Source organism: Streptomyces lothianensis (genome assembly GCF_047779955.1).
Lineage (GTDB): Bacteria > Actinomycetota > Actinomycetes > Streptomycetales > Streptomycetaceae > Streptomyces.
This window is the reverse complement of the sequence record NZ_JBLMKT010000015.1, coordinates 103,556-121,480: the sequence shown is the minus strand read 5'-3', so window position 1 is coordinate 121,480 and position 17,925 is coordinate 103,556. Positions and strand designations below refer to the sequence as shown.

Here is a 17,925-nt window from a genome sequence, read left to right as displayed (position 1 = left end):
GTCAGACTCCTTGGCTCGAAGGGGCGGCGGCCCGCCCGACGAGGACCACGACGCTGCGCGGCCCGATCAGATAGCTGCCTGCCTGCTCCAGTGCGGGTTCGGCGCCCAGCGGGTGCAGATCGTGCGGGGCCGCGGCCCCGGTGTCGGCGAACAGGTGCCAGGTCCGGCCGCCCGGCAGGGCGGGCAGGCTCAGGTCGTGGGACTCCCAGTGGGCGTTCATCGCCACGTAGACGACGTCGTCGTCGCCGGTGCCGCTGCGTGCGACGGCGAGGAGCCGGCTCTCGGCGGACCAGTCGGGCTCCCCGGCGCGCTCGCCGTGCCAGCTGATGTCGGGCATGCCGGTGGTGGGCACGTCGAGGCCGGTGGCGTGCTCGGTGGACCGCAGTTCGGGATGGGCGCCGCGGAAGGCGATCAGGGCCTGGGTGAAGCGCAGCAGCTCGGCGTTGGAGCGCACCAGCTCCCAGTCCATCCAGGACAGTTCGTTGTCCTGGCAGTACGTGTTGTTGTTGCCCTGCTGGGTGCGGCCGACCTCGTCGCCCGCGAGCAGCATCGGGATGCCCTGGCTGGTGAACAGGATCGCCAGGGCGTTCTTCATCTGCCGCAGCCGCAGCGCGTTGATCGCGGGGTCGTCCGTGGGGCCTTCGACGCCGTGGTTCCAGCTGTCGTTGTCGTTGGCGCCGTCGTTGTTGTCCTCGCCGTTGGCCTCGTTGTGCTTGTCGTTGTACGTGACGAGGTCGGCGAGGGTGAACCCGTCGTGTGCGGTGAGGAAGTTGACGGAGGCGGTGGTGCCGCGGCCCGCGTAGAGGTCCGGCGATCCGGCGATCCGGGTGGCGAGTTCACCGACGGTGCCCGGCTCGCCCTTGAGGAAGCGGCGCACGGTGTCGCGGTACTTCCCGTTCCACTCGGCCCAGCGGCCGTAGGCGGGGAAGTTGCCGACCTCGTAGAGTCCGGCCGCGTCCCAGGCCTCGGCGATGAGCTTGGTGTGCCGCAGCACCGGGTCGTGGGCGAGCAGGTCGAGCAGCGGGGGATTGGGCAGCGGGGTGCCGTCCATGTCCCGGCCGAGGATCGCGGCGAGGTCGAAGCGGAAGCCGTCGATGTGGTAGTCGGAGACCCAGTGCCGCAGGCAGTCCAGGACGAACTCACGCACCACGGGGTGATTGCAGTTGACGGTGTTGCCAGTGCCGCTGAAGTTGAAGTAGTACCCCTCGGGCGTGAGCATGTAGTAGGTGGCGTTGTCGAGCCCCTTGAAGGAGATCGTCGGCCCCTGCTCGTTGCCCTCGGCGGTGTGGTTGAAGACGACGTCGAGGATGACCTCGATGCCGGCCGCGTGCAGCTCCTTGACCAGGGTGCGCAGTTCGTCGCCCTGCATGCCGTAGCGGCCGGTGGCCGCGTAGCCCGCCTTGGGGGCGAAGAAGGCGACCGTGTTGTAGCCCCAGTAGTTGTACAGCCGCTTGCCGGTCGCCGGGTCGGTGCGCGGGTTGTCGCTCTCGTCGAACTCGAAGATGGGCAGCAGCTCGACGCAGTTCACCCCCAGTTCCTTCAGATAGGGGATCTTCTCGCGCAGGCCGGCGAAGGTGCCGGGAGCGCGTACCCCGGAGGAGGGGTGGGCGGTGAAGCCCCGCACATGGGTCTCGTAGATCACGAGATCCTCGGCCGGGGTGCCGAGCGGGGAGTCGTCACCCCAGTCGAAGTCCTGCAGGCAGACGCGGGAGCGGTACGCGTAGATGTCGTCCCGGTCCGGTTCCACGCCCCAGACGTCCCGGCCCGAGATGAGCCGCGCATAGGGGTCGCTGAGGATCTGCCGCGGGTCGAAGCGGTGTCCGGAGACCGGGTCGTAGGGCCCGTCGGCCCGGAAGCCGTACTCGATGTTCTCGTGGTCCAGGCCGAAGACGGTCATCGCGAAGACGCTGCCGGTCCTGAACTCGGCGGGGAACTCCAGTTCGGCCATGGGCTGCGGGGCGCCGCGCTCGAACAGCACGAGCGTCATCCGCGTCGCCTGGTCCGAGTAGACGGCGAAGCTGACGCCGCCTGGCACCACGTACGCGCCGAACGGGTAGGGCTTGGCGGCCCGTACGCCGTATCCGGCGACCTGGTGGGTGGGGTAGGCATCCACCCTGCGCAGGGAGTCGAGGGAGGTCATGCACTGCCCCCTTCGCCGTCGTCGGTCTCGAAGAAGTCCAGGAAGCCGGTCGCCGACATCACGAACCTGACCTCCTCGCCGACTCCGCTCAGGGTCACCGTGGCGCCCGCGTGCTGGGCCTCCCGGTAGACGACGAGGAGGGTGCGCAATCCCGCGCTGGACACGTAGCCGACGGCCGTCAGGTCGACACGGAGCCTGCCCCCGCCCGCCACCAGCGGCAGCAGCCGCTCCAGCAGCAGGCCCGAGGTCTCGCTGTTGATCTCCCCGGTCAGCGCCACCACGGTCGCCGTCTTGGTGCGCCGCTCCTTGAGTGCGAGAGTCATCGCTGCTCCGCGGGTCGCTCCGCCGGGGCCACCGGGCTCATCCGGACCTTGACCCGGACCCGCTCCTGCGCCTCGGGCAGGCGCACGGTGAGACCGGCGGCGTCGAAGTCCTCGTGCACCTGGCCGTCGATCTCGACCGAGGAGATCCGCACCGAACCGGCCGGCAGGAGGTCGGGGGCGACCCGCAGGACCCGGTCGGGCAGGGCGGAGGGGTCGGGCTTGAAGTGGAAGTCCATGTCGCGCCCGTTGACCAGCAGATTGTTGTAGACGGCGGCCAGGTAGCACAGCTCGGCGGAGTGGTACATGGACATGGAGTGGCTGCCCTTGAGCCGCTCCGTGCCGAGCAGGTACGGCGTGCCGCTCGCCAGGACGTTGAAGTAGACGGCGCCCTCGTCGTGGTCGAGGAAGAAGGTGTTGTAGAAGGCCTCGGCCTGCCGGGCCTCGCGCCGGAACTCCTCGTCGCCCACCGTGCCGGCGAGGATCAGGTAGGCGAGGATCGCCTGCTCCTGCTGCCACCACGCCTTGCGGTCGTGCCAGGCGAAGCGGTGGATCTCCTCGCCGTCCGCGCGCCGGCGCTCGACGACGTCGTACCAGCCGCCGCGCTGCCGGTCGCTGCCGACCTCGGGCATCAGCCGGCCGATCTTCGCGGCCAGGTCCGTGTACGCGTCCTTGGACCTGAGCGAGTTCATCCGCATCAGGTTCCAGGCGATCTTGAGGTTGTGGCCGACCACGGCACGGTCCTGCTGCCAGCCGTGTTCGGTGTCGTGGGACCAGTCGCGGTGGAAGCGCTCCTGGACGAAGGGGCTGTTCTTGTAGTCCGGGAAGCGGTCGGCGATGGTGTCGAAGGTGTACTCCAGGAAGTCGGCGTACTTCCGGTCACCGGTCGCCAGATAGAGGTTGATCAGATAGGCCGGAGCGTGGTCGCCCACCGAGTTCCAGTTCTTGCGCTCCCGGTTCTCGCCGAGCGACTCGTGGTCGGCGCTGAACAGGATCGGGTCGATGTGCGAGTAGTAGCCGCCCTGCTCGCGGTCGAGGAAGAACTTGTCGAAGAGCCGGATGGTGGCGTCCGCGTCCTGCTTGATCCGGGGGTCGCCGGTGACCCGGTAGGTCTGCACCGGCCCGGCGAGCGCGTAGATCTGCTCGTACATCGGGATCGCGTCGTAGTCGTCGGAGAACTCCGAGGTAAACAGCTTGCGTTCGGATCCCTTGTCGATGCTGATGCCGTGGTACCAGTAGACGACGTCCTCCTCGCCGTCCACGACCCGCATGTGCCGGCGCAGGTACTCGGTGCCCCGCTCGGCGACCTCCAGGTACTCGTCCTTGCCGGTCAGCAGGTAGGCGGAGGCCATGCCGTAGACCAGCCGGGAGATCGTGTCGGTCTCCTGCACATGGCTGGCCGTCTTGTCGCCGCCGAGCCGGATCTCGGTGCGGTACTCGGTGAAGTCGACCGGTCCGTCGCCGAACTGGGCCTTGCGGTAGAAGGCGGCGAGCGACTCGATCTGCTTGACCCACCAGCCGCCCTCCTCGAAGCGGAAGTCCTCCGCGCCGCGGCCCAGGAACACCAGGCGCTTGGCCTCGAAGCGGCCGCCGCCGTCCGGGTAGTGGATCCCGTACGTGATGAGCAGCCGGCCGGGGGAGAGCATCTCGTCGATGTGCCCGGAGGCGTCGATGTAGGGCTCGTCGAGGTTGCGCACCAGCTCCGCGCTCGGATCGCCGGCCAGCGAGACGGCGAAGGTCCTGCCGTCGACCGTACGCAGGCTCAGCAGCCGGGCTTCGGAGTCGAAGTGCTCGACCGAGCCGGCGATCGTGTCGGAGAAGGAGAAGGCCACGGGCTCAGCCATGTCGGACACCGTCCTTGTCGTCTGTGTCGTTGTCCCGGAACCCCTGGCTCACTTCGACGATCACGCCGTCCGGGTCGCGCACCCAGACGGTGCGCCAGCCGCAGATGAAGTCGTCGAAGTCCAGCGGCCCGAGGGTGATGTCGTCCCGGTCCGGGAGGGTGTCCAGGAAGGCGTCGACATCGTCGGTCTGGAAGGCGAGGTGCCGGATGACACCCGCTCCGGTGGGTCCGTCGCCGCTCGCGGCCGTGGCCGGCCCGGCGGCGGGGAACAGCTCCAGATACGCCTCGCCCTTGCGCAGGAACACGATCTCGGACTCGCCCAGGTCGACGGTCCGGGCCCGGGTGAAGCCGAACAGCCGGGTGTAGAACTCCTCGGTCACCTTCTGGTCGGTGCAGTTGAGCCCCACGTGCGCCCAGCGCATCAGAGCTCACCGCCCCGGCCACGGCGCGCCGCGAGCAGCTCGACGATGCGGCGGGCGAAGAGGTGGTGGTGGCCGCCGGTACGCCCGGTGACCAGGTCGCCGTCGACCACGACGTCCTCGTCCACGTACTGCGCGCCCATGTTGCGGACGTCGCCGACGAGGTTGTTGTGGCAGACGAGCTTGCGGCCGCGCACCTTCTCGGGGATCGAGGAGGCGAGCCACATGCCATGGCAGATGATCCCCTTGAGCACGCCGGGCTCCTCGAAGGCACGGCGCAGAAAGTCGGTCGCCGGGGCGAGCCGGTCGACGTCCTCGGTGTAGCGCAGCCGGTCGGCCACCATGCCGGAGGGCACGATGACGGCGGCGTATCCGCGCAGCTGCTCGTCGGTGAGCGTCTCGAAGCTGCGGTCGGCGGTGAACGGGGCGCGGTGCTCGTGCCCCTGGAAGGTGATCGCGTCCTGACCCCACAGCCGGGTCAGGAAGTGCACCTCGGCGCCCTCCTCGGCGAACCGCCGCTCGTAGTAGGAGATCTCGGGCTCGAAGAAGTCGCTCTCGATGAGGACGGCGAGACGGAGCCCGTTCAGCGGGCCGTCGCGCAGCACGGCATCAGACACGACAGACCCCCTTGATGAGGTCGGCGGCGCGCTCGGCGATCATCACGATCGCGGTGTGGCAGTTCCCCGAGGGCACCGCCGGCATCACGCTGGCGTCGACCACGCGCAGGTTCTCGACCCCGTGCACCCGCAGCTGCGGGTCGACGACGGACAGGTCGTCGACGCCCATCCGGCAGGAACCCGCCTGGTGGTGGTAGCTGTCCGACTTCTGCCGTACGAAGTCGGACAGTTCGGCATCGGTGCGGACCTCGGACCCCGGCTGCAGTTCCTGCTTGTACCAGGGCTTGAACGCGGAGCTCGCGAAGAGGTCACGGGCGATCTTCACGCCCTGCACCATGCGCTCCAGGTCCCAGCGGTCCCCCAGGTAGTTGGGGTTGACCAGCGGCGGGGTGGCCGGGTCGCGGTCCGCCAGCCGGATCCAGCCGCGCGAGACGGGCCGCACGACTCCGGGCAGGATGCTCACCGTGTTCGGGTGGCTCTGCCCCACGATGACGTCGAACGGTACGTGCACGAAGGCGATCTGCAGGTCGGGGGCGGGCAGACCCGGCCGGGAGGCCAGGAACAGCGCGCTCTCCGACAGGTTCTGCCGCGGTGCGGGCAGCTCCTGCGAGACCTCGGCCATCAGCCCGGTGAGCACGTGGTTGTGGAAGTTCTCGCCCACGCCCGGCACCGCGGCCGTCACCGGGATGTCGAGCTCGCGCAGCCGGTCGGGGGCGCCGATGCCGGAGAGCAGCAGCAGCTTCGGGGACTCGATGGCGCCGCCCGCGACGACGACCTCGCGCCGGGCCCGCACCGTCTGCGTGCCCGGGGTCCCGGCGGAGCCCGCCACTGTGCGTCCCTCGATGTCCGCGGGATCGGCGCCCTGCTCGTACTCGGCGCCCACGCAGGTGCTGCCCTCGAAGAGCAGCCGGGTGGTGCGGGCGCTGGTGCGCAGGGTGAGGTTGGGCCGTGCGAGGGCGGGTTCGAGATACGCGGCCAGCGTGCCCTGGCGCTTGCCGTCGGCGACGTCGATGTGGTGCCATCCGGTGCCGAACAGGCCGCGGCCCCGGCCGTCGGTGTTGAAGTCGGCGATCTCCTCGTGGCCGAGTTCGACCGCGGCGTCGATGAAGGCGCGCGAGACCGGATTGGGGCCGTGGGCACCGGCGTTGGTGACCCGCTGCGGGCCCTTGGTCCCGGTGGTGGGGGCGGTGACGTCCTCCTGCGACTCCAGGAGCGCGAAGTAGGGCAGGACGTCCTGGTGGGACCAGCCGGCCGCGCCCTGGTAGGCCCAGTTGTCGAAGTCCGAGGCATGGCCGCGGATGTGCATCATGATGTACAGGTTGCTGCTGCCGCCGGGTAGCTTCCCGCGCGGCTCGTACACGCTGCGGCCGCCGAGGCCGGGCTGCGGGACGGTGGTGTAGCCCCAGTCGACCCGGCTGCCGAGCAGCTTGTACCAGGAGGACGGGTCGTCCACCTCGGGCGGAATGCGGTTGCCGCCCGCCTCCAGGACCAGAACGGTGGTGTCGGGGTCCTCGGAGAGCCGGTTGGCCAGCACGCTGCCTGCGGCGCCGCTGCCGATGACGATGTAGTCGAACTCCTGGACCTCTGCGGGTGCTGTGGTCATCTGCGGCTCCTCAGACCTGCGACAGGACCTGGAAAGGCACCGTGTCGTGGTAGTTGGCCATGTAGACGATCTTTCCGTCGACGACCCGGAAGAAGTTCATGACCTCGGCCTCGATGGCCTTGCCCGAGGCCTTGCTGACGGCGCTCAGATGGGAGACCGCGGCCGCCTTCTGGCCGTCGGCGTCGACGATGAGGTGCACCGGCTCGTTGCGGAAGGAGGCGTACATGTCCCCCATGCCGGCCATCATCGAGCGCAGCTTCGCCAGGCCCTCGATATGTCCGGCGAGCTGTTCGTCCATGACCTGGTCCTCGGCGAACAGATCGCACCAGCGTTGCCAGTCACCGGCGTTGGCGTACTCGTAGTACTTGGTCAGCACCTCGCGGGCGTCCATACTCTGTCCCTCGCTCTCGGGTTGGGGCGGGCCGGTCAGCGGCCGGTGCGTACGCCGCCGGGCGCGAACGGCGCCCAGAACTGGCTGAAGGCGGTGGCGTCGTCGCCGAACAGGCCGTCGCGGCCCTCGACGATCCGGCCGTCGCGCCAGCGCATGAAGTGGAAGACCTTGGCGTCCATCCGCTCGTACGGGGACTGCGCGTCCTCGGGGGCGCCCGCGCGCAGGCCCACGTTGTGGCACACGTCGGCGGAGCAGTCCTCGCCCACGAGGATCACCTCGCGGTCCATGCGGAAGGTGCCGCCGGTGAGCTTGCCGGTGCGTCCCATCAGATCGAGGAACGCGTCCAGGGACTCGTACCAGCCGGCCAGCGGGTGGTTGCCGGGGACCAGCCAGCGCAGGTCCTCCGCGTAGTACTCCAGGATCCTGGAGCGGTCGCCGGAGCCGAGCGCGCGGTAGGCGGCCTCGACACGTTCCCTCGTCACCTCGGTCATCGCCGTGTCCCCCGGCCTCAGAGGGTGCCCGAGCCGGGCATCGGGTCCAGGGCGTTGACCGTGTACTTGCTGATCTGCGGGCCGTTCGGGCCGGGCACCACGGTCCAGGTCTGGTCTGCGTCGAAGCCCAGCCACTCGCTCCGGGCGGCCGGCCGCTTCCACACCTTGGCCTGCCAGTTGACGATCACCTGGACGATGGCGCGGTCGCCCTCGATGACGGCGTCCACCTTGGTCACGGTGTGCTCCTCGTCGAAGAAGAGGTTCGTGACGGCCTCGTACCAGCGGGCGAAGCCGTCGTGGCCGAGGAAGGTGTCCTCCGGGACGGCGAACTCCAGGTCGTCGGTGATGAACGCCAGCACCTCCTCGAGCGGTACGTGCCGGTCGAGGGCGACGTACCAGTCGGTGGCGAACGTGCGGATCGCTTCCTCGGTGAGCTGCGACGTGTCTGCGTCGGGCATGCGGTGACCCCTTCTCGTACGGCGGATCGGTCGGTGGCGTGCGGGCCGGTCTCGGAGCTGCGTGCGAGCCGGTCTCAGATCTGGAGGTCGATGAGGAACGGACCGGGGTGGGCGAGCATGCGCCGCACCGCGTCGGCGGCCTGTCCGGGCTTCTCGACCCTGGCGGCTCCGGCGCCCAGCGACCGGGCCAGACCGGCGAAGTCGATCTCCGGCTGCGAGAGATCGAAGGAGTGCGGGAAGGCGTGCGGCGCGATGGCGCGCTCCTTCCAGTACTGCGCGATGTTGTCGTCGAGCAGGCGGTACTTGTGGTTGTTGCAGACGACGAACTTCGCCGCGACACCGTGCCGGGCCGCCGTCCACAGGGCCTGGAAGGTGTACATGGACCCGCCGTCGCCGGTGAATCCGACGACCGTACGGTCCGGATGCGCGAGCTTGGCACCGATCGCCCCGGGGATCCCGACACCGAGCGAACCGCCGCGGGTGACGTGGTAGTCACCGATACGGTCCGGCGGCAGATACGCGGTGACCAGCGGGGAAGTGGTCAGGGCCTCGTCGAAGACGATCAGATCGCCGCCGGTCTGCCCGGCGAGCGCGTGCAGCAGCGCCTCGGCCGCCGTGCCGTCGTGCGGCGCCGCCTCGAACGCGGCCTGTCGCGCCGCGCGTTCCTCGGTACGCGCCGCCAGCCGGGCCGCCGCCTCGGCACGCCGATCCGCCGGGAGCGCCCGGTCGAGCCCGGCCCGCAGGGCCCGCAGCGCCGACCTGGGATCGGCGACGAGACCGACGTCGACGGGGAAGTTCTTGGCGATCTCGTAGGCGTTCAGATCGATGTGGACGATCTTCGCTCCGTCGGCGAACGGGCTCTCCAGGTCGGGGAAGACCTCGGGGAACAGATAGGTGCCGACGACGAGAACCGCGTCCGCATCGCGCACCAGCTCCCTGCTGTGCGCGCCGAACATGTGGCCCGTGGCCCCCCGGTGCAGGGGATGCGAGGCCGCCATGAGCACCTCGGAGAAGTCGACGTCCCAGACATCGGCGCCGAGCAGCTCGGCCACGGCGGTGAGTTCGGCCTGCGCACCGGCCAGGCTCACCCCGTCGCCGGCCAGGATCAGCGGCCGCCGGGCGCCCGCCAGGAGCGCTGCGGCCTCGCCCACACCCCGGTCGGAGGGCGCGCTGTCCGTGCGCGGCACGACGGTCGGCAGCACCGGTTCGGTGTTGGGCGCGTCCAGCACGTCCATGGGCAGCGCCACGAAGACCGGGCCGCGGGGCGGGGTCAGGGCGATCTTCACCGCGCGGCGCACGGTGCGCAGCACGGAGGCGGGATCGGTGACCCGGGTCGCGTACTTGGTCACCGGCTTCGCCATGGCGACCAGATCGGCGGCCATCTGCGCGTCGGTCGCGTCGTAGCGGACCCCGGCGTCGCCCGCGACGACGACGAGCGGGGTGTGGCCGCGCATCGACTGGTAGAGCATGCCGATCCCGTTGCCGAGGCCGACGCCGGAGTGCAGCTGGAGCAGCGCCGCCCCGCCGGTGGCCCGTGCGTAGCCGTCCGCGATGCCGGCCGCGACCGTCTCCTGCAGCGCGAGAACGTACTGGAATCCCGCTGCCTTGTCGGCGGCGTCGAGAAAACCCTGCTCCACGGTTCCAGGGTTTCCGAACATGATGTCGAGGCCATCGGCCTTGAATTGTTCGATCAGTTTTTCCGTGCCCGGCTTTGCCGTCATGAATAGCCTTCCGGTCCGCGACCTCAGCGCTCGGAATTACCAGCCGTATCGAGTGAGACCCTCTTCGAGAACCTGGACGAGTTTCTCGCCCGTGAGATACGAGTCCGGTGTGGAACGGCCGGTCACGAACGGGTAGTCCACGATGACCGAGAGCGGCTTGCCGAAGTTTCCGTGGTACCGGCCGTCGGGGCCCGTGGCATCCCGCAGGATGTATTCGAGCGGATACGGCGGCGGCCCCATGTTGAAGTCGGTGCCGAGGAATCCCGTGCCGTCCTTGTAGTCGTACTCCTTGCAGTGCCCGGTGACGTGCTTGCCGCGGATGATCGAGGCGCGGTCGTCCCAGTCGCGGGCGAAGGCCAGGCAGGCGACCCCGTAGCACTCGGCGGCGACCGCCTTGCCGGCCTTCACGAACGCCAGGATCAGGGCGTGCACCCGCTCGTTGTTGGCCAGGTCGGCGATGGGGCCGCTGCCGCCGACGATGAGCAGCGCGTCGAATTCCGCGATGTCGTCCGCCAGCCGGTCGAGATCCCGGTGGTACTGCTCCAGCTTGCGGAGGTAGCCCTCCTCGCTCGTGTACGGCCGCTCCGGCGCCCAGCCGGAGAGGTCGAGGGACTTGTCGAGGCGGCTGCCCTCGTCGAACTCCCGGCCCTTTCGGGCGTTCTCGGCGCTGGTGACACTGCGCCCGAGCGGCGGGTCGACGTAGTTCTCGTCGAGGCTCGGGGGCAGCGCACGGGCACGCTTTCCCGTGGGGGTCGCGAAAACGACCTCATAACCGCGTTCGTCGAACACGGAAACCGGACCGATGAGTTCTTCGGCCCAATATCCGTGCTCGGAGACAATGACCAGAATTTTCCTGCTCACGGTTTCCCCTCCTGGCGCCGTCTTGGTGGCTGGCTCGCACAACACTGCGGCGGAACCCAAGCGCTGTCAAAGCCCTGGGCAGTGACTAGGTGAGGTAGGAATTCCAACTCCTGGCGACGTCCAGAAGTCGGCCGGAGACCTCATGAGGTTCACCCACGACATCAGGAAGTAGGCCCGGGACTTCCTGATGTCGGGGAAATCGATAAACCCTGCGCGGGACGCGCGCCCTAGTGTGTTCGCGTTGGCTCATGAACCCGGCCGAAGTCCCCCCACTCACGGCCGAAGCCCCCCACCCCCGACCAGAAGGACTTTCCGATGACCAGCAGGTGTACGCACCGGGACGGAATGCGTCCGGTGACGGCCGGCTCCGACGGCTGCGCGGAGTGCCTGGCCCTCGGCGACGCCTGGGTCCATCTGCGGATGTGTCTCAGCTGCGGACATGTCGGCTGTTGCGACTCCTCGAAGAACCGTCACGCGACCCGGCACTTCCACTCCACCAAGCATCCGATCGCGGCCTCGCACGAGCCGGGCGAGACCTGGATCTGGTGCTACGTGGACCAACTGATCATGGAGCGGGCATGAAGGCGGGCATGAACAGGGGAACGCGCGAGAAGGCCTGCGGCGACACCGCCCGCACTCTGACCGCCGAACGCCCTGCCCGCACCGCCGAGCGTCCTGCCCGCTCCGCCGAGAGCCCTCCCCGCAGCGCCGAACGCCCCGCCCAGGCGGCGGCCGACGAGGGCCGCAAGCCGGTGATCCTCGCGGTGGACGACGACCCGCAGGTGCTGCGCGCGGTCCGGCGCGATCTGCGCTCCGCGTACGGAAGCCGCTACCGGGTGCTCGGCGCCTCCTCCGCGGCCGACGCCCTGAAGATCCTCGACTCCCTGGACGAACGCGGCCACGACCCGGCGCTGTTCCTGGTGGACCAGCGGATGCCCGACGTGACCGGCGTGGAGTTCCTGCTTGAGGCCGTCAGCCGCTTCCCCGACGCGCGACGGGTGCTGCTCACCGCGTACGCGGAGACGGACGCGGCGATCACGGCCATCAACCAGGTGCGGCTCGACTACTACCTGATGAAGCCCTGGGACCCGCCGCACGAGCGCCTGTTCCCGGTCCTCGACGACCTGCTGTCGGACTGGCTGGCCAACTACCGTCCCGCCTACGACGGCATCCTCGTCGCCGGCCATCTGGTGTCGCCGGGCACCCACACGGTCCGGGACTTCTTCACCCGCAACGGGCAGCCCTTCAAATTCCTCAACGTCGAGCGCGACCCGGAGGCGCTGGCGCTGCTCGCCCAGCTCCCGGACGCCTCCCTGCCGTTGGTGCGCTTCCCGGACGGCGCGCTGCTGTCCGCGCCCACGGACGCCGAACTCGCCGAGCACCTGGGCCTGTCGACGACGGCGTCCCGGCCGCACTACGAGTGCGTCATCGTCGGCGCAGGACCGGCCGGGCTCGCGGCCGGGGTGTACTCGGCCTCCGAGGGCATGAGCACGCTGCTCGTGGACTCCCGGGCGCCGGGCGGCCAGGCGGGCACCTCCTCGCTGATCGAGAACTACCTCGGCTTTCCCTCGGGCCTGTCCGGCGGGGACCTGACCCGCCGCGCCACCATCCAGGCGACCCGGTTCGGAGCCGAGATCCTGCACCCGGTCGAGGTCACCGAACTGACCCGGGACGACCCGGCCAAGATCCTCACGCTGACGGACGGTACGGAGATCAGCGCCGAGACGGTCCTGCTGTCGACCGGCGTGGCCTACAACCGCCTGGAGGCTCCGGGCGCCGAACGCTTCGAGGGCGCCGGCCTCTACTACGGGGCCGCCACCACGGAGAGCTCCGCCTGCATCTCGCAGCACGTGCACATCGTCGGCGGCGCCAACTCCGCGGGCCAGGCCGCCGTGCACTTCGCCAAGTACGCGGCACAGGTGACGATCCTGGTGCGTGCCGACTCCCTCGCCAAGAGCATGTCGCAGTACCTGATCGACGAGATCGAGCGGACCCCGAACATCGAGGTCCAGGTCAACACCTCCGTACGGGAACTGCTCGGCGGCGAGCACCTGGAGCGGATCGTGCTGCACGACACCGACCGGGGCGAGGACACCGAGGTGCCGTGCCGGTTCATGTTCACGTTCATCGGTGCACGGCCGCACACCGACTGGCTGGCCGACATCGTCGAGCGGGACGACCACGGCTTCGTGCTGACCGGCTCCGACCTGGTCAGCAACGGCGGCGAACTGCCCGCGGAATGGCCCCTGGAGCGGGCCCCCTACCCACTGGAGACGAGCGTGCCCGGGGTCTTCGCCGCCGGTGACGTACGCGCCCACTCGATCAAGCGGGTCGCCTCCGGCGTCGGGGAGGGAGCCATGGCGATCTCGCTCGTGCACCGCTACAGGTCCATGGGCTGAGCGAGCCGGCCCGGCTCGCCCTCTTGCCGTGTCCCCGTAGGCGCGTAGCGTGTATTACATGATTACAGGCGAACAGCGAGAACAGCTCCGCGGCTGGTTCGCCGGCCGCCTTCCGGACGATCTCTTCGAAGCCCTCGTGGAGGTGACGGCCGACCGCGAGGAGATCACCGTCATCGGCCGCATCCCCGAACCCCGGCTTGCCGACTCCGCCTCCGAGGCGGAGCGGGAGGCCGCGGTCCGCAGCCGGATCCAGGAGTTCCGGGAGCGCACCCGGGACGCACGCATCTCCGTGGCCCGCGAGGCCGAGCACCGGTACCGCAAGAAGGTCTCGTGGGGCGTGGAGTGCGGCACCACCCGCGCCCTGTACACCCACGTGTCCGCGCCCGTCATGACCCGGCTGCGCCAGCCGGAGCGCGAGGTGCTCGACACCCTGATCGCGGGCGGTGTCGCCCGCAGCCGCAGCGAGGCGCTCGCGTGGTGCGTCCGGCTCGTCGAGCGCCACGCGGACGACTGGCTGAGCGATCTGCGCGAGTCGCTGGAGCAGGTCCAGCGGGTCCGCGCGCAGGGCCCCGACGCCCGGCCCTCGAACGAACCCGGCACCGATCCCCCGGCCGAGGCCGAATAGGCCGTTTGCCTGACGAACGGGGATCAGCGGGGCAAGCTGACACCTGACGAGCTGACGAATCGGACCCAGGGAGATCTCACAGCATGCCGTCGACCGTTGAGTACATCCGCTACCGGATCGCGTCGGACGACCAGAAGGGGTTCGAGGACTCCTACCGCAAGGCCGCCGAATCCCTCGCAGCGGCCCCCGAGTGCATCGACTACGAGCTTGCCCGCTGCCAGGAGGATCCCGAGCACTACATCCTGCGGATCCGCTGGACCTCGGTCGAGGCCCATCTGGAGGGCTTCCGCAAGGGGGAGCACTTCCCGGCCTTCTTCGGCGCCATCCGCCCGTACGTGACCGCCATCGAGGAGATGCGGCACTACCTGACCACGGACGTCGTGGGAACCGGCCGGGCCGCCGGTCAGGAGGCCCCGTGAGCGACCCGCTCGACACCGCACCGGACCCGACCGCACCGGACGCGACCGCACCGGACCCGACCGCACCCGACCCGTCAGCATCCGAGCCGACCGCACCCGAGCGGCCCGCCTCCGGCGGGAAGCCGGGCACCCCCAGCATCTACGAGTGGGCCGGCGGCATCGACGCGCTGAACCGCCTCACCGAGGTCTTCTACGACCACGTCCTGAAGGACCCGCTGCTGGCCCCGGTCTTCGCGGGCATGGACCCGCGCCACCCACAGCACGTCGCCATGTGGCTCGCCGAGGTCTTCGGGGGCCCCGCGGGCTACACCGAACGGCGCGGCGGACACCCGCACATGGCGCAGCAGCACCTGGGCCGCGGTATCACCGAGCCGCAGCGCAGACGCTGGGTCGAGCTGCTGCTCGACACCGCGGACGAGGTGGGACTGCCCTCCGACCCGGAGTTCCGCGGCGTGTTCCTCTACTACATCGAGTGGGGCACGCGCATGGCGCTGATCTACTCGGGCGAGAACCCACCGCCGGTCGACGCCGCCGAGGTACCCGTCTGGCAGTGGGGCCAGACACCCCCCTGGCAGGGCTGAACACACGCCCCGCCGGACGCCACCCCGCGCACCGCCCCACACCCGGCGCACCCCGAAGAGCAGACAAGAACACCCCCCTGACCACGTTTCCGCAGGTCAGGGGGGTGTCTTCAAGTGGAGCCTAGGGGAGTCGAACCCCTGACATCTGCCATGCAAAGGCGTTCAGGGGGCTCCGCCACCTGCGCGAATCCAGTCACAGGCCGGTTGACCAGCCAAAACGCATCCCAGCGTTTCCCGTGTCATCCCGGCCTTTCCCGCCGTCATGTGTACTGCATGTGTACTGCGGCGGGGCGGCCCCGGAAGGTGTTTCCCCACCTCAACCGGGGCCTACGGCCGGACCCTTCACAAGCAAGGAAGTCCGACCATGCACCACAAGGTACCGTCCCCCGACGCTCCCACCGCCGAGCACGCGGCGGCCCGAAAGTTCGTCGACCGCCACTTCCCCGCGGTCGCGAAGTTCCTCGCCCATGACGGCCAGGCCGCCGAACAGCCCGCGCCCCCGCAGCTCGACCTCCCCCAGCTCGCCGAGGCGATGCCCGACGCGGTCCGGGTCGCCATGCAGCAGGTGCTACCGGACCGGTACACGCCGGAGCTGGCCGAGAAGATCGCAGCGGACGTGCTCGCCGAACTCGCCGGCACACCTACGAACGGGCAGCCGGACACAGGGTGTACGGCACTCGACGGGCAGTGCCTCGGCGAGGACTGCCAGGACCGGCGCGAGCCGATACACCGCGGCCCCGAGCACGGGATGCGTGTCTCGTTCACCGGCGAGCCGCTGCTGCTGTTCGAGCTGAAGCAGTGGGGGGACGACGCCCCCATGCTGTCGTTCTACTCGGACGGCTTGTGGCCGGACCTCGACCTCGCCCAGGTCGACGAACTACTCCTCGCCCTCGACGAGTACACGGGCGTTCTGCGGGTCGGCCGCGAACACCTCGCGGCCGCCCTCGACCAGCAGCGGGCGGAGGGCGAGCGGTGAGCCGCCCGCGCTCCCTGTCGGTACGGATGACGCCGACCCTCGTCGACGACCTGGAGGTGCTGCAGCGCACCGGTATGACAGCGTCCGACGCGGTCCGCTTCGCTGTGCGACGCCTCGCCGAGGCGCACCGCTACACCGCCCAGGCCGAGCAGCACACCGGGCACCGGCCCGCGGTCCTGTCCATCCCCGTCCGCGACCTGTACGACAGGCCCGACGAGGACGTATGACGCCCTTCGGCCCAGACGCGGGTGTGAGGGACGGGGTGTCCCTCACACCCGACGGACGGAACCCTTGGCGTCACTGGCAGTACGCGAGAGCGACTGACCGACTTGAAGTAGGTCAGTCGAGGGTGTCGAGGGCGCGCGTGATGATGGCCCGCGCCTCCGCCCCGTACACGGCCATGCTGCGCAGCCGCTCGAACGTCCGGAGGTACTGTTCGACCTCGCCGGGCTGCGTCACGTTCACCTCCGCCGACACCAACTCGACCGACACAAGCCGGTCGTCGTACACGTGAAACGTCTCCTCAGGCCAGTGCGTCCGACGCGCTGTCTTCGGGATGACTCCAAGCGACACCGCAGGCAGCGCACCGACCGTCAGCAGATACCCGAGCTGCGCGGCCATCGTGTCAGGTTCCGCGACCCGCGCGTGCAGCACGGACTCCTCGACGACCACCACGAACACGCGCCCCGGTTCGTGGATGATCCGGGACCGCTCCAGGCGTGCCCGTGCCGCCTCGGCGCTGTCGTCGTCCGTCAGCCCGTGGACCCTGGCGGCTATGCCGAGCACGGCCAGGGCGTAGCCCTCGGTCTGCAGCAGCCCGGGGACGATACTGGAGGAGTACACGCGGAACGACTCGGTGTTCCGGAACGCCCGGCCCTTTGTCTCCTGGATGTGCCGTAGGCCGGCGCGGACTTGGTCGCGCCACTGCCGGTACATGGACTCGGCGTTGAGCGACTGAACCACCAAGTCCTGTGCCTGCCCAGGTGCGTTCACTGCGGAGCACCACCGGCGGATGTCCGTCGCGGACGGCCCGGTGAGGGCGTTCTCTATGCGGGACGTCTTGGAGTAGTGCCAGCCGCACGCGGCCGCCAGCTGCACCACCGTCAACCCGGCTTCCTTGCGGAGGTCGCGGAGCCGATGGGCGACGGCTTCGCGTGCGGCCTGGGCCGACGAGGACGGGGAGACGGGCATGAGCTGGCGGCCGTGCTTTCTTCTCAGCGGATCTTGTACTCGTCGTGCGGGATGGCACGATCCCACACCGCCTGGAAAGCGGCGGCGCACAGCTTCACGGCAGTCGGATCATCGGACACCTCGTGACCGGTAAGCGCGCCATCTCCGGAGAAGTACCCCCAGCGGACAAGCCGGTCATCGAACAGCCAATAGTCGTTGCCCGGCAGGGCGATGGTGGAGGCATCGCGGCGGGGCAGCCACCGGACTTGTTCGCCGGCGTGCACGTTGACGCTGGTGGATGCGTGCTCGTATCGGATGTACGCCGTGACGGGCTCAGACACGATGCGGGCGCGCCTCACCGTGACGCCTCGGGCGACGGCCCGCGATACGGCCTGGACCCAGGGCGCCCAGTCCTCGGAGGCCGGATCGTCGTCGAGGGCTCCTGTGTCGAGCCAGGCCTGGAAGTCCGCGGCCTCGGTGGCGACGCCGTAGTGGTCCCTCATCTCAAGGTGAACGGCGCTGCGCGTGGAGGCGGCGAGAAGTTCAGTGATCGTCGGCACGTTCGACTGCATCGCACGCCCTCCTGACCATGTCCACCATCCTGGCGGGGATACGGATGACGGCCTCTCCGTCGGGGATGCCGACGGCGTGGCCCGGTACCTCGAACGCTTCGCACTCGGCTTGGAGTTCGGGGCCGGGTAGCCAGCCCTGGAAGACAAGTTCGCGTGCGTCCTGATCGACCCACACCGTCGGGGAGTCGCCGGTCTTCGTGTCGGGGTCGATTCCGATGAACTGTAACGACATGCCAGCCTCCGCCTATGGGGTGTGCAGTTCTTTGCGTCACAGTCATGCAGTCGGATGGCCAGGTCAAGGGCACAAACGCGACAAGTA

The 17,925-nt window shown here is 69.5% G+C and carries 21 protein-coding genes and 1 tRNA gene; 7 read left to right on the top strand and 15 right to left on the bottom strand.

Annotated elements, in window-relative coordinates; translation table 11 throughout:
* Position 1: 1 nt before the first annotated feature.
* The 11 genes from glgX to ACLF6P_RS02780 all read right to left on the bottom strand — a co-directional run bounded on the left by glgX (position 2) and on the right by ACLF6P_RS02780 (position 10,864).
* Positions 2-2,140: a glycogen debranching protein GlgX gene (gene glgX, locus ACLF6P_RS02830; protein WP_415947779.1), complete on the bottom strand. Its 2,139-nt coding sequence runs from the start codon at positions 2,138-2,140 to the stop codon at positions 2-4.
* Positions 2,137-2,463 carry an STAS domain-containing protein gene (locus ACLF6P_RS02825; protein ID WP_415947777.1) on the bottom strand — a complete coding sequence of 109 codons (327 nt, stop codon included), beginning with the start codon at positions 2,461-2,463 and terminating at the stop codon, positions 2,137-2,139. Before ACLF6P_RS02825 ends, glgX begins: the two co-directional genes overlap by 4 nt.
* The gene (locus ACLF6P_RS02820) at positions 2,460-4,304 is read right to left on the bottom strand and encodes an AGE family epimerase/isomerase (protein WP_415947776.1); all 1,845 of its coding nucleotides are present in this window, start codon (positions 4,302-4,304) and stop codon (positions 2,460-2,462) included. Before ACLF6P_RS02820 ends, ACLF6P_RS02825 begins: the two co-directional genes overlap by 4 nt.
* Positions 4,297-4,725 carry a VOC family protein gene (locus ACLF6P_RS02815; protein WP_415947775.1) on the bottom strand — a complete coding sequence of 143 codons (429 nt, stop codon included), beginning with the start codon at positions 4,723-4,725 and terminating at the stop codon, positions 4,297-4,299. The genes ACLF6P_RS02820 and ACLF6P_RS02815 overlap by 8 nt, the downstream gene beginning before the upstream one ends.
* On the bottom strand, positions 4,725-5,339 hold the full coding sequence (locus ACLF6P_RS02810) for a DJ-1/PfpI family protein (protein WP_415947774.1): 615 nt from the start codon (positions 5,337-5,339) through the stop codon (positions 4,725-4,727). The genes ACLF6P_RS02815 and ACLF6P_RS02810 overlap by 1 nt, the downstream gene beginning before the upstream one ends.
* The gene (locus ACLF6P_RS02805) at positions 5,332-6,942 is read right to left on the bottom strand and encodes a GMC family oxidoreductase (protein ID WP_415947772.1); all 1,611 of its coding nucleotides are present in this window, start codon (positions 6,940-6,942) and stop codon (positions 5,332-5,334) included. Before ACLF6P_RS02805 ends, ACLF6P_RS02810 begins: the two co-directional genes overlap by 8 nt.
* A gap of 10 nt (positions 6,943-6,952) precedes the next feature.
* Complete coding sequence (locus tag ACLF6P_RS02800; protein ID WP_415947771.1) at positions 6,953-7,333, bottom strand: nuclear transport factor 2 family protein; 381 nt, start codon at positions 7,331-7,333, stop codon at positions 6,953-6,955.
* 35 nt (positions 7,334-7,368) lie between these two features.
* On the bottom strand, positions 7,369-7,824 hold the full coding sequence (locus tag ACLF6P_RS02795; protein ID WP_415947769.1) for a nuclear transport factor 2 family protein: 456 nt from the start codon (positions 7,822-7,824) through the stop codon (positions 7,369-7,371).
* A 17-nt stretch (positions 7,825-7,841) separates the two neighbouring features.
* Complete coding sequence (locus ACLF6P_RS02790; protein WP_415947768.1) at positions 7,842-8,282, bottom strand: nuclear transport factor 2 family protein; 441 nt, start codon at positions 8,280-8,282, stop codon at positions 7,842-7,844.
* 74 nt (positions 8,283-8,356) lie between these two features.
* Complete coding sequence (locus ACLF6P_RS02785; protein WP_415947766.1) at positions 8,357-10,003, bottom strand: thiamine pyrophosphate-binding protein; 1,647 nt, start codon at positions 10,001-10,003, stop codon at positions 8,357-8,359.
* 36 nt (positions 10,004-10,039) lie between these two features.
* Positions 10,040-10,864 (bottom strand): type 1 glutamine amidotransferase domain-containing protein, encoded by an 825-nt coding sequence (locus ACLF6P_RS02780; RefSeq protein WP_415947764.1) that lies wholly within the window; start codon positions 10,862-10,864, stop codon positions 10,040-10,042.
* Positions 10,865-11,179: 315 nt separating this feature from the next.
* Between ACLF6P_RS02780 and ACLF6P_RS02775 the strand changes: the two genes are divergently transcribed.
* The 5 genes from ACLF6P_RS02775 (at position 11,180) to ACLF6P_RS02755 (ending at position 14,888) form a co-directional block, all read left to right on the top strand.
* Positions 11,180-11,446 carry a UBP-type zinc finger domain-containing protein gene (locus ACLF6P_RS02775; protein ID WP_415947763.1) on the top strand — a complete coding sequence of 89 codons (267 nt, stop codon included), beginning with the start codon at positions 11,180-11,182 and terminating at the stop codon, positions 11,444-11,446.
* Between the two features lie 8 nt (positions 11,447-11,454).
* Positions 11,455-13,263, top strand: a complete 1,809-nt coding sequence (locus ACLF6P_RS02770) for an FAD-dependent oxidoreductase (protein WP_415947762.1) — start codon at positions 11,455-11,457, stop codon at positions 13,261-13,263.
* Positions 13,264-13,321: 58 nt separating this feature from the next.
* The gene (locus ACLF6P_RS02765) at positions 13,322-13,888 is read left to right on the top strand and encodes a hypothetical protein (protein WP_415947761.1); all 567 of its coding nucleotides are present in this window, start codon (positions 13,322-13,324) and stop codon (positions 13,886-13,888) included.
* Between the two features lie 83 nt (positions 13,889-13,971).
* Positions 13,972-14,307, top strand: coding sequence for a putative quinol monooxygenase (locus ACLF6P_RS02760; protein WP_415947760.1), 336 nt, complete (start codon positions 13,972-13,974; stop codon positions 14,305-14,307).
* The gene (locus tag ACLF6P_RS02755; protein ID WP_415947759.1) at positions 14,304-14,888 is read left to right on the top strand and encodes a group II truncated hemoglobin; all 585 of its coding nucleotides are present in this window, start codon (positions 14,304-14,306) and stop codon (positions 14,886-14,888) included. Before ACLF6P_RS02760 ends, ACLF6P_RS02755 begins: the two co-directional genes overlap by 4 nt.
* 115 nt (positions 14,889-15,003) lie before the next feature.
* Here the strand turns inward: ACLF6P_RS02755 and ACLF6P_RS02750 are convergent.
* Positions 15,004-15,079 (bottom strand) — tRNA-Ala (locus ACLF6P_RS02750).
* Positions 15,080-15,252: 173 nt separating this feature from the next.
* On the opposite strand from ACLF6P_RS02750, the gene ACLF6P_RS02745 reads away from it, so the two are divergent.
* Both ACLF6P_RS02745 and ACLF6P_RS02740 read left to right on the top strand, forming a co-directional pair.
* A complete protein-coding gene (locus ACLF6P_RS02745; RefSeq protein WP_415947758.1) occupies positions 15,253-15,864 on the top strand; it encodes a hypothetical protein in 612 nt (203 codons plus the stop codon).
* Positions 15,861-16,091, top strand: a complete 231-nt coding sequence (locus ACLF6P_RS02740) for a hypothetical protein (protein ID WP_415947756.1) — start codon at positions 15,861-15,863, stop codon at positions 16,089-16,091. The genes ACLF6P_RS02745 and ACLF6P_RS02740 overlap by 4 nt, the downstream gene beginning before the upstream one ends.
* Before the next feature lie 112 nt (positions 16,092-16,203).
* On the opposite strand, the gene ACLF6P_RS02735 is transcribed toward ACLF6P_RS02740, so the two are convergent.
* From ACLF6P_RS02735 to ACLF6P_RS02725, 3 genes are read right to left on the bottom strand one after another with little or no spacing between them, the layout of a single operon-like run.
* Positions 16,204-17,055 (bottom strand): helix-turn-helix domain-containing protein, encoded by an 852-nt coding sequence (locus tag ACLF6P_RS02735; protein WP_415947755.1) that lies wholly within the window; start codon positions 17,053-17,055, stop codon positions 16,204-16,206.
* A 23-nt stretch (positions 17,056-17,078) separates the two neighbouring features.
* Positions 17,079-17,606: a DUF6879 family protein gene (locus tag ACLF6P_RS02730; protein WP_415947754.1), complete on the bottom strand. Its 528-nt coding sequence runs from the start codon at positions 17,604-17,606 to the stop codon at positions 17,079-17,081.
* Positions 17,578-17,838, bottom strand: a complete 261-nt coding sequence (locus tag ACLF6P_RS02725; RefSeq protein WP_415947753.1) for a hypothetical protein — start codon at positions 17,836-17,838, stop codon at positions 17,578-17,580. Before ACLF6P_RS02725 ends, ACLF6P_RS02730 begins: the two co-directional genes overlap by 29 nt.
* Positions 17,839-17,925 lie beyond the last annotated feature (87 nt).

Coding starts and splice junctions, on each gene's coding strand:
- glgX (WP_415947779.1), bottom strand. CDS start 2,140: ATGACCTCCCTCGACTCCCTGCGCAGGGTGGATGCCTACCCCACCCAC.
- ACLF6P_RS02825 (WP_415947777.1), bottom strand. CDS start 2,463: ATGACTCTCGCACTCAAGGAGCGGCGCACCAAGACGGCGACCGTGGTG.
- ACLF6P_RS02820 (WP_415947776.1), bottom strand. CDS start 4,304: ATGGCTGAGCCCGTGGCCTTCTCCTTCTCCGACACGATCGCCGGCTCG.
- ACLF6P_RS02815 (WP_415947775.1), bottom strand. CDS start 4,725: ATGCGCTGGGCGCACGTGGGGCTCAACTGCACCGACCAGAAGGTGACC.
- ACLF6P_RS02805 (WP_415947772.1), bottom strand. CDS start 6,942: ATGACCACAGCACCCGCAGAGGTCCAGGAGTTCGACTACATCGTCATC.
- ACLF6P_RS02800 (WP_415947771.1), bottom strand. CDS start 7,333: ATGGACGCCCGCGAGGTGCTGACCAAGTACTACGAGTACGCCAACGCC.
- ACLF6P_RS02795 (WP_415947769.1), bottom strand. CDS start 7,824: ATGACCGAGGTGACGAGGGAACGTGTCGAGGCCGCCTACCGCGCGCTC.
- ACLF6P_RS02790 (WP_415947768.1), bottom strand. CDS start 8,282: ATGCCCGACGCAGACACGTCGCAGCTCACCGAGGAAGCGATCCGCACG.
- ACLF6P_RS02785 (WP_415947766.1), bottom strand. CDS start 10,003: ATGACGGCAAAGCCGGGCACGGAAAAACTGATCGAACAATTCAAGGCC.
- ACLF6P_RS02775 (WP_415947763.1), top strand. CDS start 11,180: ATGACCAGCAGGTGTACGCACCGGGACGGAATGCGTCCGGTGACGGCC.
- ACLF6P_RS02770 (WP_415947762.1), top strand. CDS start 11,455: ATGAACAGGGGAACGCGCGAGAAGGCCTGCGGCGACACCGCCCGCACT.
- ACLF6P_RS02765 (WP_415947761.1), top strand. CDS start 13,322: ATGATTACAGGCGAACAGCGAGAACAGCTCCGCGGCTGGTTCGCCGGC.
- ACLF6P_RS02760 (WP_415947760.1), top strand. CDS start 13,972: ATGCCGTCGACCGTTGAGTACATCCGCTACCGGATCGCGTCGGACGAC.
- ACLF6P_RS02745 (WP_415947758.1), top strand. CDS start 15,253: ATGCACCACAAGGTACCGTCCCCCGACGCTCCCACCGCCGAGCACGCG.
- ACLF6P_RS02735 (WP_415947755.1), bottom strand. CDS start 17,055: ATGCCCGTCTCCCCGTCCTCGTCGGCCCAGGCCGCACGCGAAGCCGTC.
- ACLF6P_RS02730 (WP_415947754.1), bottom strand. CDS start 17,606: ATGCAGTCGAACGTGCCGACGATCACTGAACTTCTCGCCGCCTCCACG.
- ACLF6P_RS02725 (WP_415947753.1), bottom strand. CDS start 17,838: ATGTCGTTACAGTTCATCGGAATCGACCCCGACACGAAGACCGGCGAC.